Here is a 16,853-nt window from a genome sequence, read left to right on the forward strand (position 1 = left end):
TAATTACGACTCAGCAAAATAGTTATCCAACTTATCCAGTAACTCTAAACCAGTCTGGCGATCGCCTGTGATAGCCAAAGCTTTAAATCGAGTTTGAGCATCAAATTCTGCAAGAGCAATGTTAGAAAATTCTTCCATCAACTTGTTTAAGCTGATCCCTTTTGCCTTGGCTAACGCTTTTAAACGAGCGTGTTTTTCATCAGGTAATCGAATTGTTAAAGTTGCCATATTCACCTCTGAATCAATTCTTCAGGTTTCAAAATTTTTAAGTTGGGAAACAATAAATCAGCTCTCTCAAAATCTTTGATGTTATTAGTAACGATTACTTCTGCACTTCCGGAGATCATAACAGTGAAGCCCCATAATATCCTCAATCAAATCAATATTTGGTAGAAAACAGAAAGATGAGTCCGTTAATTGTGTGTATTTCTTAAAAAGTTGCTACTTCACGTGAACGGTATATTCTTCAAGATTTCTCTCAAATGCCCAGTTTACACAGGAGTATGTACTTTTATAAAAAAGTTGTTTCTTATTTTCAATAAAATAAAAATCGAACAATCCAGATGCCTCCAGAACGTCTTTTAATTTTGAAAGACCATATCTCCGCGGAGTAATGTTTTTATCGGACTGTCGAATGAAATTTCCTGCATGGGACAATGAAGTCCAGCCATATTGGTTTTTGAATTTCTTTTCTGCTATCAGCGTGTATTCGATAATTTTGGTCTTGTACCATGTTGTTTGCCAAGGATTAACAAAATCTATAAAAACCGTGTTTTCAGGCAAAGATTCTTTGAGTATCAAATATGTTGCGTAAGCTTTTGAATCTTCATATCCCAAAAAGCTATTTATAAGAGCATTATGTACAAAAATCATCCTAACAAGATTGCTTTTGAAAGAAAAAATATTGTCATAGTTGATATCTAACTCTTTTATTTGTACTTGATACTTTTCTTCAGAGCACGGGAGCGAGCCTGAATAATGAACTAGATTGTTACGGGCTTGAACTAGTTTTCTAAAGTCATCATAAAAAAGTTCTTTGAGGGATTCAAGAGTATTGAAATCATCGTGTCCTTCGACTTCTAAAAAATCAGCATTTGTTTCTAAATACTCAATTAATTTATTAATTAAATGCCCAAGAGTTGCTAGTTCAAATTTTGAAGGATTACTCTTTCCGCAGTTTGCGAAAGCCTCTGAAATAGGAAGTAGAACCTTCAGCAGTTTTTCTATGTATTTGTATTCCACTACATTGCGACCCACTCTTTTAAAGTAATCCTCCTGTAGCTTTTTTAAATCAGCCATACAATTTTGATTGAACGTATTTTATTCAGAAGTTTTCGGTCGATAAATCTTGCAAGGACGGTGTTCTGCATCAATTTCAATGACAAGATCTGTCCAATCGGGATTTTGCGTGAGCGGCGTAATAAATAGTTCTGGGTGGAGCGATCGCCAAAAATAATCCACAAAATCATCAATCTCCGCGTCACTCATCCCCGTTTTCCCCTTCGCAATCATATTGTGTTCCGCATCCTTGCGCCATTCTTTACTGAGGCGATAATCCTCTGGGTACAGCACAATTAGCCGATCTAGCTTTTCCCATAGCGGCAAATAGTCCTGTAGCGCTTCGTTCATCTCCTGCGCAAACTGTCGATCTTCAGATGTATTAATTGGCGCTGGAGCATTTTTAAAGACTTCTGGCTCCACTGGACGGCAACCCACAAACCACCCTTCAAACAAAATAATTTCTGCTGGGTCAACTTCCTCTGACGGTAGGCGATCGCCCTGACCATTGTGCAGTGATTTATCGAACCGAGGAACCGCAATTTTATCGTCAAGATTTGCCCGTTGAAGCTGGGTCAAAACCTCTAAACCTGTATCAACATCATGGGTTCCGGGAGGTCCTCGCCAAATAAGACGCGGCTGAGTTTCCAATAACTTTTGGCGTTCGGCGTAGGTTTTATAGAGATCGTCAATAGAAATGGCAATGCAAGGATAATTCCACGTAGCGAGAATTTCCCGTAACACTCGACTGATCGTCGTTTTTCCTGTGCCCTGCCCACCGAGAATCCCTTGAATTAAGGGCTGATCTTGCTGTTGTCTGGCTCGTCGTAACTGCATCGCTAAGGGTAACCACAACTCCCATAGGGTTCGCAAAATCGCATCTTGATCCGTAAATTTCATGGATTCACAGAGCTGAATAATCGCCGGGGCGATCGCCAAAAATTCCGTTGCCCTGACTGAAATACCGGCCACACTCAGGTCACAACCGAGACCGAGCGCCTGTTTTGGGTACTGTTTTTCTTGGGCTAAGAGTTTTTCATAATCCGTGATTTGAGGGGGATGCCCGGCCAACCACTCCCCTAAGATTTCGGCAATATCCATCGCTGTTGCTCCTCACCCGTTTTTTATGGATTCTTTCTAAATTAGATCCGTTCTTCGATTTCAGACAATGGGGCGATCGCCATAATGAAAATCATTTAGTCACCAACATTGACACTGTGTTGTCTCAACACTAAAATAGATAGTGTGACTTTAACATAAATGCTGAGGTTGTCCATGTCTGCTTCTTTACCAATTCCAAATTTCTTTAATCCCCAAACTGTCGGTGAAGTCTGGCGTGTCCCTTATCTCGAACGGGCTAACGATGCAAAGGACTGGATTGCGAAACACAACATTAAACCGGCGGCGACGGATAAAAAACGTATCTGTTTAATGGCGATCGATGTGCAAAATACCTTTTGTATTCCAGATTTTGAGCTATTTGTTGGCGGTCAGTCTGGCACTGGTGCTGTGGAAGATAATGTCCGTCTTTGCGAATTTATTTACCGTAATTTAGGCGTTTTGACAGAAATTGCCCCCACGATGGATACCCACACGGCAATGCAAATTTTCCACCCAATTTTTTGGACAAACGATGCGGGTGAACATCCCCAACCGGCTAGCACTATTAGTCATGCAGATGTGCAGCAAGGAGTCTGGAAAGTCAATCCGGCGATCGCCTACAGCATTAGCAAAGGCAATTATGTGGGTCTCCAGCAATTTGCGTTGCACTACACCAAAAAGCTGGACGACGACAGCAAATATCCCCTCACCATTTGGCCCTATCACTCCATGGTGGGCGGCATCGGTCATGCCCTCGTTTCGGCGGTGGAAGAGGCGATGTTTTTCCATAATTTGACCCGCCATAGCCAAACCAATTTTGAAATTAAAGGCGGTAATCCCCTCACGGAAAACTATTCTGTGTTGCGTCCCGAAGTCCTAAAGGATGCTAAGGATCGACCCATTGCCCAGAAAAATACCCGTTTCTTGCAAAAGCTCTTAAATTTTGATGCGGTAATTATTGCGGGTCAGGCAAAAAGTCATTGTGTCGCTTGGACGATAGACGATTTACTATCGGAGATTTTGACCCAGGATCCCAAGCTTGCTAAGAAAGTTTACCTACTGGAAGACTGCACATCTCCTGTGGTGATCCCCGGCATTGTGGACTTTACGTCCCAAGCCGATGAGGCCTTTGAACGCTTTGCTAAGGCTGGGATGCATATTGTTACATCTCAGATGGCGATCGCCGATTTTCCGGGCTTAGATTTGTAAAGAATCTGTCCTCAAACCGATGCAAAACTATAAAGAGCTAGCGAAAAAAAAATCCTTCCGTACAATAGGGATAAGTAAATGTACACAGGCGAAATACGGGTCTATGGCAACGGAGAAAACGGCATCTGAGGCGGGATTATCAGAACGGGAAATCCAAATCGTTGATTTGGTCGCTAGCGGTTTGACCAACCATGAGATCGCCTCGCAGCTAGAAATTAGTAAGCGCACTGTCGATAATCACATCAGTAATATTCTCACAAAAACATCCACTGACAATCGTGTATCCCTTGTTCGTTGGGCGCTACAGTGGGGGAAAGTTTGTTTGGATAAGGTTAATTGTTGCACTTTGCCCAACAATTCGGCGATCGCCGAATAAACGCTTCATCTGTTGTGATTCGCTACATTATTTGGCTCGGATTAATCGCGATATTAACAGCCTGCCAAAACCAAAACTATGTAACGCCAACCGCTGATCCCCTCGGCAATAATCTCAACAGTACCCACAGCGAAAAAAATCCCCGCCTCTCTGATGATGGTCGCTATCTCGTCTTTGCCAGCGATCGCCGTCAGCAGCGGCGTATTTTTCTCTACGATTTATCCCAACGAAAACTGTTGCCCTTACCGGGATTACACCAACCTAATGTGTTTTATGACCAGCCCGACATTAGCCGTAATGGTCGCTATCTAGTTTATACCTCGGAGCAGGACGGCAAAACCAATGTTTATCTTTACGACCGCACATCGTTCCAAAGCCAAAGTTTAACCAGCACATATATCGGGCAAGTGCGAAATCCGACGATTAGCGGCGATGGACGTTGGGTGGCCTTTGAGGGCGATCGCACAGGGCAATGGGATATTGAAGTGATTGATCGTGGTGTTCAAGCCGACATTCTAGAGGGCGAGTAGTTTTTTAGGGTTTAAATCAAACTAGTTTTACCTGAGTTCGGTTTAAGCATGGTCTGGAATGACGACGCGGCGAAAGGGAGAGCGAGGGATGGGGCGATTTTTTATTCAAACAATCCTAATGCGGGTGTCCGTTGATGTCCCGTGTCTCCCCGTCTCCGTATCTCCCCGTCTCCGTATCTTCCCCTCTCCGTATCTCCCTATCCCAATGTCCCCGTGTTTTCAAGGCATTCAGATAACTCCTTAACCCGAACTGACGTTAGTTTTGCCAATCTTTGAGCTGATAAAACAGTTGCTGAAGCTGAATATCGAGATAGGGAGTCGGCAGTCGAAGTCGCTGGATATAGCCTTGCATATCAAAAAAGCTTAAAACCAAATATTGAATGCGTTGCTTTGTCTCCAGACGTTCACTACAAAAGGAAATGTCAACAATTTGCTTTTTTGAAAAAACCAGAGGTTCTTTTGAAAATGACGTGATGTGCTTTTGGGCAAGGCGGATGGTCTGGCCGTCGTACAAATCGCAAAAACAGCGGATGGCAAGATGATTTTCGGTCAGTAGTAAGCCATAACGAAATTCATTGTGCTTTCTTTGATATAACGCTTCCCTGAGACTCGCCAGGGTTAACTTGAGCTGGGGGAGTCCTTACCAAAAGAGGGTGATGGCTAAACCGATGGCAAATAAAATTAAAACAGCAATCAGCAAATTTGTGGTAAAGGTCAGTGTCTGTAGCTTGCGGTAAAAATTAATGATGCTGCGGGGCTTGCGAATAGTGTATTGTCCAAGCGCGATCACTAAAGCGATTAGGGGCAAAAAACTGCCTATGAGTAAAAATGGCAAGGTAAAACAGCCCGTACTAAAATCGCAAGGAATAAATTTGCCGTTAGCTTCTTGTAGTTTGCCTCTGTAAAATAATTCGGCGATCGCCGCCTTAGTCTCTGTCATGCTGTATTAGTGACGCGAACTGTCGCTACTCGAACTATAGCGTGGCTTTTTCCGGGGAATTAAAAAGAAATGGCGATCGCCGGCAAGCTGCGGCAGCGAATAATTGTTTTGGTCAGGGAAAATTTATGATTTATTTGATTTTTTAAGCTAGAGCAAAGGCTGTCGGTAACTGCGTTTTACTGATAATGCAGGTTTTGAGTTGTTGCGGTGTAAGCTGGGCATTGGTGAGATTTGCTGCGGTTAAATTTGCGCCTTGAAGATTAGCATCGCGGAAATTAGCTTCCCGGAGATCTGCGCCATAAAAGTTTGCCTCTTGTAAATTCGCCCCGAGAAAATTAGCTTGGCATAAAACACTTTGCCCGAAATTCGTGGCGATCGCCCTGACACTTTTGAGGCTTGCCCGTTGTAACGTTCCTTCCCTAAAATCAGCGCCGCATAGATTTGCCCGATCAAAAATCGTATCTACAAATTTTGTTAAACGTAAATGGGCATTAGATAAATTGCTTCCGACCAAATGGGCGCGATTACATAGACCGCCGTTAAAAATAATATCCTGTAAATCTAATCCCTCAAGATTACGTAGACTCAGATCGAGGGCATTCATATAGGCCGCTCTAAGCCTTGCCCCATCTAGATTTGCGCCATCTAAAATAGCACCACTTAGTTTTGCCCGGCTCAGATTACTCCAACTAAGGTTGGCATTGGTTAGATCTGCGCCCCGAAAATTAATACCCTGTAAATTTGCGCCACAGAGATTTACGTCACGCATTTGCGCTTGATAAAAAGAAGCCCAATGGAGGAGGGCACCGCTTAATTGGGTTTGGTTTAAATTGCTGTGGTCGAGGCGAGCGCCCTGCAAATTAGCCTTGGTGAGATTTACTTGCTGGAGGTTGCAATGCTGTAGCTTGGCGTAGCTGAGGTTGCTACCGAAAAGTGATGCCTGTTCAAAATTAGCCTGGTGAAATTGGCAGTGGGAAAAATTAGTGCGATCAAGATAACTATGGGCAAAATCACTGTAGCTAAAATCTGCTTGTTTAAAGGCTTCACCGCTTAAATTAAAGCCTGTAACTTGAGTGTTATGTAAATGGCGATCGCCTTGACGATAGGCCGTTAGCAGTTGCTTTTTCATCTCTTCCACTCCGGTTGAGGCTTTTTCTCAAACTGACTCCGTTGCGCCTGCAGCTTCTGGCTTTGGATGTCGCCCTCAACTTATATCTGTGCCTGCTACCTCTATTACAAGGGAACTTAAGACTTTCTTAACGAATCTGGAGATGATTCTTTACGGAAGTCGGTTTTTGTTGATCCCCGGCGGCAATGGCTTTAATTGATACAGTTTTCTAGCAAATCTTCGATATTTTTAACGGGATAAATAACCGTTTCAAGGGCGATCGCCACTTCGGAAACCAGCATGTCATCAAGGAATTTTGCCTCATCATGTTTCAGCATGACAGTCGGTAATAATAGGCCATCGCCAAAGGTTTGCCCGCTGAGTTTTTTAATCAGGTCTTGACCAGTTAAAAGACCCGTGACAGTGATTGCCTGTCCCCAATAGTCGCTATTTAGTGCCGCCAAATTTATCGTTAGATTTTCCACCTGATTGAGACGTTCTACCAAAGGCTCAAAGGCTTTTTCGACAGCATTGCCGACTATCCACGTGTAGGTTTTCGGGTGGGAAATTTGTTTGGGTAAACGTTCATCGGCGATCGCCAAAAAATCCCGAATAAATTGCCGGATCGATCCCACACCATTACCAATTTGTGGATAATCTTCGTAGTGAGATTCCGGCGGTAGCTCCTCCCGTCCGATCAAAAACCATTCATCCGCCAACCACGCAAAATTTGTCCCAAACCGTTCCTGAAATTCTGCCTGTAATCGTTTTACTTGGACAATAACTTCTCTGGCCTTATCTTGGCTAACGGGACTCAGCTCATCTTCCGGGGGACGGAAGCGCGTTAAACCCACTGGTACAACAGCTGCCGAAATGACGGCCGGAATATCCCCTTGGTGAAAACTCGCTAAATCCCGCAGGGTTTGTTCTAAATGCTCACCGTCATTAATCCCCGGACAGACCACCACTTGGGCATGAATTTGCAGACGATTATCCGCAAACCACTGGAGCTGATTGAGGATTTCTCCGGCACGTTCATTCTTTAGTAACCGACGGCGAATCGGGGCTTCGGTGGCGTGCACAGAAACATATAGCGGCGATAACCGCATTTGACTAATGCGCCGCCATTCCCGCTCTGGCAAATTTGTGAGGGTGAGATAGCTGCCATAGAGAAAGCTAAGGCGATAGTCATCGTCTTTGAGATAAAGGGTTTTACGTTTGCCGGGGGGCTGCTGGTCGATAAAGCAAAAGGGGCAGGCATTATTGCACTGGATTAACCCGTCAAACAGGGCATTTTCAAACTCAAGACCCAGATCTTCGTCGTAGTCTTTTTCGATCTCGACATGGTGTTTTTTACCGCGTTTATCGAGGACTTCTAATTCTAAATATTCGTCGGCACAGAGAAACTGATAATCAATGAGATCCCGTGGTGATGTGCCATTAATGGAAACAATCGCATCACCTTTTTCAAACCCGATTTCTTCGGCAATGGACGCTGTAACGACGCTTAGAACTTTTGCGGGTTGAATAGTGGAGGCACTCATAGGGACTTAGGAAAACTGGGTCAATGCCAAAATGATCATACCAAATGCCAATCGATACCAAACGAAGATCCATGTCTTATGGTTCTGTAAAAATTTGATTAGCCAGGCGATCGCCAAATAAGAAAAAACTACAGAAGACATCAAACTAGCGGCCAAAGTGAGTAAGGAAATGGAGCCAAGATCGTTGCTCAGTAAATCTTTGAGCTCTACTAAGCCCGCAATCGTGATCGCCGGAATACCAAGCAGAAAAGAAAATCTAGCAGCTGTCGCCCGGTCAAGGTTCATAAATAAACCCGTTGTCATCGTTGAGCCAGAGCGGGAAACCCCCGGAATAATCGCTAAGGCTTGGGCGACTCCCATGAATAAGCCGTCTTTTAAGGTCAATTGGTTAAATTGACGATCATGGTTTTGGCTCTTTTCGGCGATCGCCAACAAAACAGACATCACAATCGACGCAACGGCGATCGCAGTCAGACTACGCAGCGGCGACTCATCATAGTCCGGCACAAAAACCTTAATCACCACACCCGCCACCAAGATCGGCACAGTACCCAAACAAATCCCCCAAAACAACAACCATTCCTGCTTTTCAAAATCTTTCATTTGCCAAGCCTGCCACGCACCACCAAAAACTTGCCGCAAATCCTGCCAAAAATAACCCAGCACCGCCACAACACTCCCCAGCTGAATGATAGCCGCCATGGCTACACCCGGGTCACCCCAGCCCAACATCACTGGCACCACCTTCATGTGAGCCGTACTACTAATGGGAATAAACTCCGTTAAGCCCTGCACAAACCCTAAAACAACCCCCTGAAACCACGTCAACTGAACACCTTCGAAAAGGATAATTGCTGGAGATGCATGGAGATGATGTTGCCAACAGCTCAGGATGATAAATGTGACAAAACCCAGCAAAGCTGTACTACCAAAGTCAAACCATCGACGAGATTGTTGTTTGCGGAGCATAAAAAAGAATAGTTTGTTCTCAAAAAAGTAATCGCCTAATTACGAAAATTGCTTAGCTCATTCGGTATATCGGCACAGCCTTAACGCAACATTAAAAATCGTTTTTGCCCGATTTAAGCCGTCGCGCCATAGCGGCCTAATTTTAAGCGACTACGGCAGCGTTTACATTAAAAACTTCCCTTAGAAGTGTTCACTTCAGCGAGATTATTGGAAAAATTGAATCAACTTATTTACCCCTTACCCCGTAGATTATCTTCATTCTTTGTCATAATACGTAAACATCAAAGGGTTTTGCCCCCAGCTTTTTGGGGTGAACATCTAAAGATTTCAGATTGACTTTATGAGAAAAACTGGAATCATAAGTTAAAATCCATTCATAAATATTTACAACTAATATTTGCGAGCAACCGTCTCGCCGCGACCAAATTAACCGCCGTGCTATTTTGCTAAATCATCCCCTATTTTCCATTGGAGCGATCTACGTCCTAAAGCGACAACAGGATCTGCTGCGCAATACACCTTTACTTGTCTGTCTTGCTGCCGGATTCTTGGTGTCTGTTCCTGTGTTTTTTCAGGCACCCCTAGTGCGTGCTCTACCTTGGGTCAGTTTGGCGTTAACTGCGGTGTGGGTGGCGATCGCCCATTCCTTGCGCCAAAGAAAAAACACAGAGATTTGGGGAGACCTCCTCTGGGGATTTACCTGGACATGGCTTGCTGGCTCCGTCTACTGGGGCTGGCTGCGGTACGAACCCTATTTGCATTTACCCATTGAGGCGATCGGTTTACCCTTTGCCCTATGGGGACTGTGGAAAAGTCGCGGTTTGGTTGGACACTTGTTTTACCTTGGCTCTCTCCTCGGTACGGCGATTACTGATATCTATTTCTACGTTACAGACCTGATTCCCTACTGGCGTAGCCTGATGTACGCCGAGCCAGATTTTGTAATGCCCATTTTTCAAGATGCCCTCGCCCAAATGCAAACGCCTTGGGGAGTTAGCTGGGCTGTAATACTCGTAAATCTTTTAATCGCCATTAGCTGGTGGGCCTTTAGGCAGCCCCAAGTACCCTACTGGAGTTTCGCTGGCGCTGTTGTCAGCACATTGCTCGTTGATGGTTTATTTTGGGTTGCGGCCTGTTTTGCATAGGGTCTTAAAAAATTACGGACATGGAATCTTAAGCACTGTAGGACTACGATAGTTCTTTAAGAGCGATGTCCCATATATTTCCGTAACCGAATAAACGGCAGCTTTTTTTGCTAGGCAGTATATTCATATCAATGTATTGAATCCCATAAGCACCCTGTATCTAACCCAAAAGAGACTGCAGAGTAAATTCAAGTAATATAAACATCAGCTTAACTTTGTCTGGCGTTCAAACTGTCATCGCCTATTCCAAAGTGATGACCCCACTACTCACCCCCCACCTCGTTATCAAATCTACCAATGGTTCTCGACAATATCCGTTGGTAGGTGATGTCTATTGGACAGTGGGACGGAGTAAGGGCAATAGCATTATCATTACTGACCCCTGGATGTCCCGTAGCCATGCCTTTATTCAGCGTCTAGATAATGGTGAATTTTATTTAATTGATTTAGGCAGTCGTAACGGTAGTTTTGTTAATGGTCGTCGTGTGAGTGTGCCGACAACCTTGACTCACCAAGATCAGATCATGTTTGGGCAGTCGGAAATGGTTTTTTTAAATCCCCCCCAAGAAAAACAAACGCTGCCGCAACGGGGAACGGCAGAGAAATTTTCGCCCTTTGAAAGTGATCCGATTACCGATACGCTCCACGAGCGACGGTTGATTTCGGTGATGGTGGTCGATATTCGCAATTTCACGGTATTTAGTCGTCGGGTGGATAACCATACTCTGTCTCTCACTGTCGGCACATGGTTTCGTCAGGCGGGAGAGATTATTAAAAATTCTGGCAGTTGGGTCGATAAATATATTGGCGATGCGGTGATGTCTATTTGGTTCCATGGTGAGGAGGCGGTAGATCCTGAACAGTTGATCAATGTGTTTCAGGCGGTGAGTGACCTGAATCAAATGACAACGGATTTGCAGCGTCAGCTTTCTTTGCCCTTTGATTTGAAAATTGGTGCAGGGATTAATACGGGCTATGCCATGGTGGGGAATACTGGCACGGGCGATCGCCCAGACTATACGGCTATTGGGGATACTGTTAATGCGGCATTTCGCCTAGAGTCTGCGACGAAACAACTGACTGAGGATTTGGCGGTTGGGCGGGAAACCTTTGGTCATCTCTGTAAAGTAGCCAGTATTAAAGACCATTTTGTCGAGCATCAACTTTCTTTGAAAGGCTACGATCAATTATTTACTGCGTTTTGTGCGAGTTACGAAAATCTTGACTATGTCCTGCTTGACCATTTGGTGAAGGCTTCGCAGCGTAAATATCCCGGCTTGCACTAATTGCTTGGTTGATTTTTCGTGGACTTTTTTGGGATATTGCGGTGACAAATGTTCTTTTTCTGGTCAGGTCTGTCCCTTGTGTGACAGGTTGAGTTTTCCTATAGTTCAATCATTTCTAACTGAAAGACTTCAGCAAAGATATCTGGTAAATCCTGTCGTACTTGGGCGGTTGTAATCTCCGGTAAAAACTGCGCCAAACTGCCGACCGGGCGATCGCCGATACCGCAGGGCACAATCTTGGTAAAACCCGTTAAATCAGGGCAAACATTAAGGGCAAACCCATGCATCGTAATCCAGCGCTTTACCTTAATGCCAATGGCTGCCACCTTACGACCCTCTACCCAAACCCCTGTTAGCCCTTCAAGGCGATCGCCCCGCAACCCATAAACTGCCAATAGCTGGATAATGACCTCCTCTAGCTGGCGTAAATACCAATGCAAATCCCGTTGGTGGCGCTGCAAATTTAAAATAGGGTAACCCACCAATTGATCCGGGCAATGGTAAGTCACCTCACCACCCCGTTCCGTTCGATACAAGAGATTGGTGTCCTCTGTCGGGTCAAACCTCAAAAAAGCCTCATCGGATCCAGTGCCTAAAGTGTAGACCGGGGGATGCTCCAACAAAAGCAATCGATCTGGATAGTGGAAGCATTGCAAATGATTATCTACGAGTTCCCGTTGCCACTGCCAAGCCACACCATAGGGAACCCGCGACCATTGCTTTACGAGACAAGGATTTAGTAAATGTTGCGTCTTACTACAGAGAATAGTCAAGAGATACTATCGATAATTACAAAACGTCAAAAGAGGCTCCATCTTTCCCCCAGAAATGTTAGCGTTTGGACGGCTAATTCGTAAAGGATTAAGAACTGTAAAAGCAACGATGCTTTCTTAAAGTTTCAGACTTGATAAATTGACAAGCTTCAATTGTAAAAAATATAATTAGAGCTGTAGAGGTCAAATAAAAACAACATTGATTTATCGACTTACGCCATTAAATTTGTTGTTTTCAATATCTAGAGAATAAATCAGGTAAAGATAAACTATATTAACACTATGGATAGTGTTTGCCTGAATTGAAAATGACATACTGAGCTGTATTTTCGTCCCAAGATGTGATTACTGAACTAAAGTTGTTTTTGATTTGGATATAGTATTTTGCCGCCCAATTTAGACTTAGCTATATGCTAAGTAAGAACTCTACAAGAGCATTTTGAGTTATGATTAATATAGTTCTAGATCCATGGCAACTTTTCTCTAAGATCTCTCCCGAAATGCACTTATGACAACTATTAGGATGGAGTAACCTCATATTATGAAGCTATTGATCCAAGGCAACAACATTACCGTTACAGAATCAATCCATGATTACGTTGAAAGTAAGGTGGAAAAGGCAACAAAGCATTTTCAAACCTTTGCAACGAAGGTGGATGTTCATTTATCTGTTGCGAATAATGCCCGTGTAAATTCCAAGCATAAGGCAGAAGTTACAGTCTATGCTAATGGCACGGTAATTCGGGCACAGGAAAGTAGCGAAAATCTCTATGCTAGTATCGATTTAGTTTCTGATAAAATTACACGGCAGCTTCGTAAATATAAGGAGAAAAAGATCGGTAAAAAGATCCATGCTCAGGAAAAAACTGCTGAGCTTTTACCGACTGATTCGGTGCCACAGGATCTAATTGGCGATCGCGCCCCAGAGCTGCCTAGCGAAGTGGTACGCATGAAGTATTTTGCAATGCCACCAATGGCTATTGATGAGGCTTTGGAGCAACTGCAACTGGTCGACCATGATTTTTATATGTTTCTGAATAAAGAAACTGAAGAAATCAATGTGATCTATGCACGCAACCATGGTGGATATGGTGTTATTCAACCTCGTGAAGCGAAGGAATAGTTTTGCTGAATTTTGCTGAATTATTGATTCGGTGATGACATGTTTGGTAAGTAAAGTGGGAGGAACGACCGAGTTTAGGGTTGTTCCTTTTTTTTGTGCCGATTGAGGGTAATGGATTCTCCCCTAGTGATGTTGAGTTTTTGTTGGGCGCTATTTTGGTTGGCGCTAATTTCTAGCCAGCCGTGGCTTCCTTCTAGGATGCAAAGGTGATTGATCTGAACATCGCTGTAGGTCGTGACGTGGGCAATGGGGCGATCGCCGTAAAATACCTTTGCCCCAAGGTGAGACGCAGCGTGATTTGGGATATTCGTAATTAAATTACCGAAGTGGTCGATATGTTGGATGACACCCCTTAACTGGTCTTGGGTAAGGGTATGGGGTGGTAATTTTAGCTGGACAAGGTCGGCGATCGCCACTGATGACCCCAATGCACAGATCGGTACACCTTGGGCGAGGTGGGCTGCCACAGGGGCAAAAATATCTCTACCGTGGAATGTCTGACTTGGTTTGCGGTTTTGATCACGCCAATATTTCGTGTTCTCTAATGTGACGGCGGCGATCGCCTCAAAAATATCCCATAGACCACTGGCCAAGCCATTGTCCGGGCCAACAAAAAAACCCTCTTTAAACTGAATTGCCACACCGCGACGCTGACTGCCTACCCCCGGATCGACAACACCTAAAAAAATAGTACCAACCGGAAAGTAGGGAGCGCCATTCAGTAGGCAAAAGCGTCCAGCCCAAAGATCCTGGGGCGGAATATCGTGGGTGAGGTCAATGCAATGGGCTGCTGGGGCAATGGTGGCGATCGCCGCCTTCATCATTCCGACATAGCCGTCCCTTAACCCAAAGTCAGTGAGTAAAGCAATGAATCTCATCTTGTGTTTTTGTAACATTAGATACAAGTTGCCCTCTACTTTGTTATTTTAAAAGAAGTCCGACTCCACAAGAAAAAGGCGAAAAAGAATGCTAAATATCAAACAAAATCGTAATAAGCAGGTTAAGGAAGCTCACCGTAACTATCTGCAACGTCATCTAAAACACCGCCTTGAAGCCGCCCGTAACCAAGGCAATGAATCCCTAATTCTCCAACTCCAAGACGAAGCACGTTATTTACATATCAATATTTAACGCTTTCTCTAGTCTGTCAGCGACTGAGGCGATCGCCCAACAGCAAATAACTTCTACCCATGCTGAAATTTAAAATTAACACGAAAAAAGGAGCACCCAAAGGAGGCTCCTTTTCATTTGCCAGAACCTAGCACATTGCGATAGTCATCGTTGGCAAGATTAGTAAACGCTTGACAAGTTAAACCCTGACAAAATAAGGCTTTAAGACCTGCTAGATGTCTTAACTTCGATGGCCTTCGCTATAAAGTAGACTCATTCCGAATAAATCCTCAAAAGTCTCCCACACCCTTCCTTGGAGAAGCATTTCGTATAAAGAAGGGGTTTCAGAAAGCTACCCCACTCACACTAATTTCCCCTTAGACCCTAGCGAAAAAAAGAATTCTATTTCTTATTCGAAACTACCGAATATTACGCCAACGAAAATATTGCGCCAACGAGAAGTCGGTGATGACTTTTGACTATTTACCCATGCCCAACTTTTGGGCCTTTTGGTAAACCTTCCCTTCCGTCAAAAGAGAGGGCGCAACAACAACTTCAACCCCTTGCATCTCCTTAATATTTTTTGCACCGAGAGTACCCATACTAGTTTTGAGAGCACCCAAAAGATTATGCGTGCCATCATCCAAAGTTGCCGGACCCGTCAAAATTTGCTTAATGCTGCCAGTCGTTCCGACATTAATTCTGGTACCACGGGGTAAAACTGGGCTAGGTGTCGCCATTCCCCAATGGAAACCACGACCCGGAGCCTCAGCAGAACGGGCAATGGGAGAACCAATCATGACACCATCAGCACCAGAAGCAATACATTTACAAATATCCCCCCCAGTCACGATGCCACCATCCGCAATAATTGGAACATATTTGCCAGATTCTTTTTGATAATCATCCCGTGCACCTGCACAATCCGCCACCGCTGTTGCCTGAGGAACACCCACACCCAGAACACCACGAGAAGTACAAGCCGCACCAGGACCAATGCCAACGAGAACCGCCGCTGCACCAGCACGCATTAATTCGAGGGCAACATCATAGGTGACACAATTACCGAGAACCACAGGCATCGGCATATCGTCACAGAGTTGCTTGAGATTAAGGGGCGTAATGCCTTCCGGGGAGAGGTGAGATGTCGAAACCACCGTCGCCTGAATAAATAAAATATCTGCGCCAGCTTCTGCGACCACTTTGCCATATTTGGTGGCACCGACAGGGGTAAGGCTAACGGCAGCTAAGCCCTTTTGAGATTTGATTTCTTGAATGCGCTCAGTAATTAATTCTGGCTTAACGGGTTCAGAATATAGTTCCTGCATCAGCTCGACAAACCCTGATTTGTCCACTGCTGCGATGCGATCAAGAATTGGGTTGGGGTCGCTGTAGCGAGTCTGAATACCCTCTAGATTCACGACACCTAATGCACCAAGCTCAGAAAGGAGCACGGCCATTTTGACATCTACGACACCATCCATTGCACTGGCCAGAATCGGGATGCTCAGCTCGATATCGCCGATTTTAATACTGGTATCAGCTAACTCTGGATCTAAGGTTCGACCACCCGGTACGAGGGCAATCTCATCAAATCCGTAAGCACGACGAGCTGTTTTGCCACGACCAATCTGAATATCCACTCTGACTCCTTAAATGATTGCCAAAACTAAAATGTGTCAATCTAGGATAACTGATTGTTTGCATTTTCCCGCAAAAAAACTTCTCAGATTAGTTGATCTCTCTGAGGATGAAATTTTTAAGGCGATCGCCATGGAATTAAACGATTTGAAACCTCTACAATCTTCGTGAACTACACCGCAGTGGATGTTGTAATAATCGTAAATAGATGAAAAAAATCGTTGAGATAGACTTTTCTTTTATTGAGAAGATGCAAAAAAATACGAAATGACCTACCCCTCAAAATAACATCGAGACCCATAAACTAATATTAACTGTCTCTTGCATTAAAAAAGATGACAATTTCTGTAAAAAAAGGGAAAAACGTTTATACAAGCCCAAGGCCTTGGGCTTAATATTTTAAGTCAAGTAAATTCCCGGTGCGTAGGCCTCAATAACATTACCTGTTTCTTTGCAACTAACAAGAAAATAGTCACAAGTCTGACAAGCTGTTTCCACTAGTCCAGACTGTAAAACATGTTTGCGTGTCGCACTGGAACCACAGTTTGGGCAAAGAATGTTGAGGCAGTTGCCGATATCCGTAGCCTTGATTTCATTTACAGCGGATTGTTGCTTTTGCTTTTTACGGATAGTTTTCATAAACAGTTATTGATATACAAAATATTGATCCCTCTTATATATTGCTGCATTATTTATGCTTTTATCACCGGACTTAAGGTA

The 16,853-nt window shown here is 44.2% G+C and carries 19 protein-coding genes; 7 read left to right on the forward strand and 12 right to left on the reverse strand.

The features are described from left to right. Nucleotides 1-3 precede the first annotated feature (3 nt). The 3 genes from NIES208_RS00915 to NIES208_RS00925 form a co-directional block, all read right to left on the reverse strand. Nucleotides 4-228: a toxin-antitoxin system HicB family antitoxin gene (locus NIES208_RS00915; RefSeq protein WP_075888773.1), complete on the reverse strand. Its 225-nt coding sequence runs from the start codon at nt 226-228 to the stop codon at nt 4-6. A gap of 213 nt (nt 229-441) precedes the next feature. Beyond that, nucleotides 442-1,299: an OST-HTH/LOTUS domain-containing protein gene (locus tag NIES208_RS00920; RefSeq protein ID WP_075888775.1), complete on the reverse strand. Its 858-nt coding sequence runs from the start codon at nt 1,297-1,299 to the stop codon at nt 442-444. Nucleotides 1,300-1,320: 21 nt separating this feature from the next. Beyond that, nucleotides 1,321-2,379 (reverse strand): glycerate kinase, encoded by a 1,059-nt coding sequence (locus NIES208_RS00925; protein WP_075888777.1) that lies wholly within the window; start codon nt 2,377-2,379, stop codon nt 1,321-1,323. Between the two features lie 174 nt (nt 2,380-2,553). Here NIES208_RS00925 and NIES208_RS00930 point away from each other — a divergent pair, with 174 nt between their 5' ends. The 3 genes from NIES208_RS00930 (at nt 2,554) to NIES208_RS00940 (ending at nt 4,494) form a co-directional block, all read left to right on the forward strand. Next, nucleotides 2,554-3,588: a cysteine hydrolase family protein gene (locus NIES208_RS00930; protein ID WP_075888779.1), complete on the forward strand. Its 1,035-nt coding sequence runs from the start codon at nt 2,554-2,556 to the stop codon at nt 3,586-3,588. A gap of 103 nt (nt 3,589-3,691) precedes the next feature. After that, nucleotides 3,692-3,964: a photosynthetic electron transport-dependent transcriptional regulator PedR gene (gene pedR, locus NIES208_RS00935; RefSeq protein ID WP_075888781.1), complete on the forward strand. Its 273-nt coding sequence runs from the start codon at nt 3,692-3,694 to the stop codon at nt 3,962-3,964. Between the two features lie 14 nt (nt 3,965-3,978). After that, nucleotides 3,979-4,494: a TolB family protein gene (locus NIES208_RS00940; protein WP_075888783.1), complete on the forward strand. Its 516-nt coding sequence runs from the start codon at nt 3,979-3,981 to the stop codon at nt 4,492-4,494. A 256-nt stretch (nt 4,495-4,750) separates the two neighbouring features. Here NIES208_RS00940 and NIES208_RS00945 read toward each other — a convergent pair whose 3' ends face one another. The 5 genes from NIES208_RS00945 to NIES208_RS00965 all read right to left on the reverse strand — a co-directional run bounded on the left by NIES208_RS00945 (nt 4,751) and on the right by NIES208_RS00965 (nt 9,055). Further along, nucleotides 4,751-5,008 (reverse strand): hypothetical protein, encoded by a 258-nt coding sequence (locus NIES208_RS00945; RefSeq protein ID WP_075888785.1) that lies wholly within the window; start codon nt 5,006-5,008, stop codon nt 4,751-4,753. A 126-nt stretch (nt 5,009-5,134) separates the two neighbouring features. Beyond that, nucleotides 5,135-5,434 (reverse strand): hypothetical protein, encoded by a 300-nt coding sequence (locus NIES208_RS00950; protein ID WP_075888787.1) that lies wholly within the window; start codon nt 5,432-5,434, stop codon nt 5,135-5,137. A 142-nt stretch (nt 5,435-5,576) separates the two neighbouring features. Continuing rightward, the gene (locus tag NIES208_RS00955; protein ID WP_075888789.1) at nt 5,577-6,563 is read right to left on the reverse strand and encodes a pentapeptide repeat-containing protein; all 987 of its coding nucleotides are present in this window, start codon (nt 6,561-6,563) and stop codon (nt 5,577-5,579) included. Nucleotides 6,564-6,754: 191 nt separating this feature from the next. Then, the gene (locus NIES208_RS00960; protein ID WP_075888791.1) at nt 6,755-8,086 is read right to left on the reverse strand and encodes a TIGR03279 family radical SAM protein; all 1,332 of its coding nucleotides are present in this window, start codon (nt 8,084-8,086) and stop codon (nt 6,755-6,757) included. A 6-nt stretch (nt 8,087-8,092) separates the two neighbouring features. After that, complete coding sequence (locus NIES208_RS00965) at nt 8,093-9,055, reverse strand: undecaprenyl-diphosphate phosphatase (protein WP_075888793.1); 963 nt, start codon at nt 9,053-9,055, stop codon at nt 8,093-8,095. A gap of 503 nt (nt 9,056-9,558) precedes the next feature. Between NIES208_RS00965 and NIES208_RS00970 the strand changes: the two genes are divergently transcribed. Both NIES208_RS00970 and NIES208_RS00975 read left to right on the forward strand, forming a co-directional pair. Next, the gene (locus NIES208_RS00970; protein ID WP_315861608.1) at nt 9,559-10,200 is read left to right on the forward strand and encodes a DUF3120 domain-containing protein; all 642 of its coding nucleotides are present in this window, start codon (nt 9,559-9,561) and stop codon (nt 10,198-10,200) included. A 215-nt stretch (nt 10,201-10,415) separates the two neighbouring features. Next, a complete protein-coding gene (locus tag NIES208_RS00975) occupies nt 10,416-11,486 on the forward strand; it encodes an adenylate/guanylate cyclase domain-containing protein (protein WP_225875219.1) in 1,071 nt (356 codons plus the stop codon). A 98-nt stretch (nt 11,487-11,584) separates the two neighbouring features. On the opposite strand, the gene lipB is transcribed toward NIES208_RS00975, so the two are convergent. Continuing rightward, nucleotides 11,585-12,259 carry a lipoyl(octanoyl) transferase LipB gene (gene lipB / locus NIES208_RS00980; protein WP_084176480.1) on the reverse strand — a complete coding sequence of 225 codons (675 nt, stop codon included), beginning with the start codon at nt 12,257-12,259 and terminating at the stop codon, nt 11,585-11,587. Between the two features lie 541 nt (nt 12,260-12,800). Here lipB and hpf point away from each other — a divergent pair. Beyond that, nucleotides 12,801-13,382: a ribosome hibernation-promoting factor, HPF/YfiA family gene (gene hpf, locus NIES208_RS00985; RefSeq protein WP_075888797.1), complete on the forward strand. Its 582-nt coding sequence runs from the start codon at nt 12,801-12,803 to the stop codon at nt 13,380-13,382. Nucleotides 13,383-13,456: 74 nt separating this feature from the next. Here the strand turns inward: hpf and NIES208_RS00990 are convergent, their stop codons facing one another. Continuing rightward, on the reverse strand, nt 13,457-14,260 hold the full coding sequence (locus NIES208_RS00990; RefSeq protein WP_084176487.1) for an SAM hydrolase/SAM-dependent halogenase family protein: 804 nt from the start codon (nt 14,258-14,260) through the stop codon (nt 13,457-13,459). Nucleotides 14,261-14,348: 88 nt separating this feature from the next. On the opposite strand from NIES208_RS00990, the gene pirA reads away from it, so the two are divergent. Continuing rightward, nucleotides 14,349-14,513, forward strand: coding sequence for an arginine synthesis PII-interacting regulator PirA (gene pirA / locus NIES208_RS18770; RefSeq protein ID WP_171971682.1), 165 nt, complete (start codon nt 14,349-14,351; stop codon nt 14,511-14,513). 458 nt (nt 14,514-14,971) lie between these two features. On the opposite strand, the gene NIES208_RS00995 is transcribed toward pirA, so the two are convergent. After that, nucleotides 14,972-16,135: a GuaB3 family IMP dehydrogenase-related protein gene (locus NIES208_RS00995; RefSeq protein ID WP_075888801.1), complete on the reverse strand. Its 1,164-nt coding sequence runs from the start codon at nt 16,133-16,135 to the stop codon at nt 14,972-14,974. 397 nt (nt 16,136-16,532) lie between these two features. Then, nucleotides 16,533-16,772, reverse strand: a complete 240-nt coding sequence (locus tag NIES208_RS01000; RefSeq protein WP_235641321.1) for a replication restart DNA helicase PriA — start codon at nt 16,770-16,772, stop codon at nt 16,533-16,535. Nucleotides 16,773-16,853: the final 81 nt, after the last annotated feature.

Origin of the sequence: [Limnothrix rosea] IAM M-220 (genome assembly GCF_001904615.1) — a bacterium.
Lineage (GTDB): Bacteria > Cyanobacteriota > Cyanobacteriia > Cyanobacteriales > MRBY01 > MRBY01.

Bases quoted from the DNA above. Each gene is read 5' to 3' on its own strand.
- NIES208_RS00965 (WP_075888793.1), bottom strand. From the start codon at position 9,055: ATGCTCCGCAAACAACAATCTCGTCGATGGTTTGACTTTGGTAGTACA.
- NIES208_RS00930 (WP_075888779.1), top strand. From the start codon at position 2,554: ATGTCTGCTTCTTTACCAATTCCAAATTTCTTTAATCCCCAAACTGTC.
- NIES208_RS00915 (WP_075888773.1), bottom strand. From the start codon at position 228: ATGGCAACTTTAACAATTCGATTACCTGATGAAAAACACGCTCGTTTA.
- pirA (WP_171971682.1), top strand. From the start codon at position 14,349: ATGCTAAATATCAAACAAAATCGTAATAAGCAGGTTAAGGAAGCTCAC.
- NIES208_RS01000 (WP_235641321.1), bottom strand. From the start codon at position 16,772: ATGAAAACTATCCGTAAAAAGCAAAAGCAACAATCCGCTGTAAATGAA.
- pedR (WP_075888781.1), top strand. From the start codon at position 3,692: ATGGCAACGGAGAAAACGGCATCTGAGGCGGGATTATCAGAACGGGAA.
- NIES208_RS00960 (WP_075888791.1), bottom strand. From the start codon at position 8,086: ATGAGTGCCTCCACTATTCAACCCGCAAAAGTTCTAAGCGTCGTTACA.
- NIES208_RS00920 (WP_075888775.1), bottom strand. From the start codon at position 1,299: ATGGCTGATTTAAAAAAGCTACAGGAGGATTACTTTAAAAGAGTGGGT.
- NIES208_RS00990 (WP_084176487.1), bottom strand. From the start codon at position 14,260: ATGAGATTCATTGCTTTACTCACTGACTTTGGGTTAAGGGACGGCTAT.
- NIES208_RS00950 (WP_075888787.1), bottom strand. From the start codon at position 5,434: ATGACAGAGACTAAGGCGGCGATCGCCGAATTATTTTACAGAGGCAAA.
- NIES208_RS00955 (WP_075888789.1), bottom strand. From the start codon at position 6,563: ATGAAAAAGCAACTGCTAACGGCCTATCGTCAAGGCGATCGCCATTTA.
- NIES208_RS00925 (WP_075888777.1), bottom strand. From the start codon at position 2,379: ATGGATATTGCCGAAATCTTAGGGGAGTGGTTGGCCGGGCATCCCCCT.
- hpf (WP_075888797.1), top strand. From the start codon at position 12,801: ATGAAGCTATTGATCCAAGGCAACAACATTACCGTTACAGAATCAATC.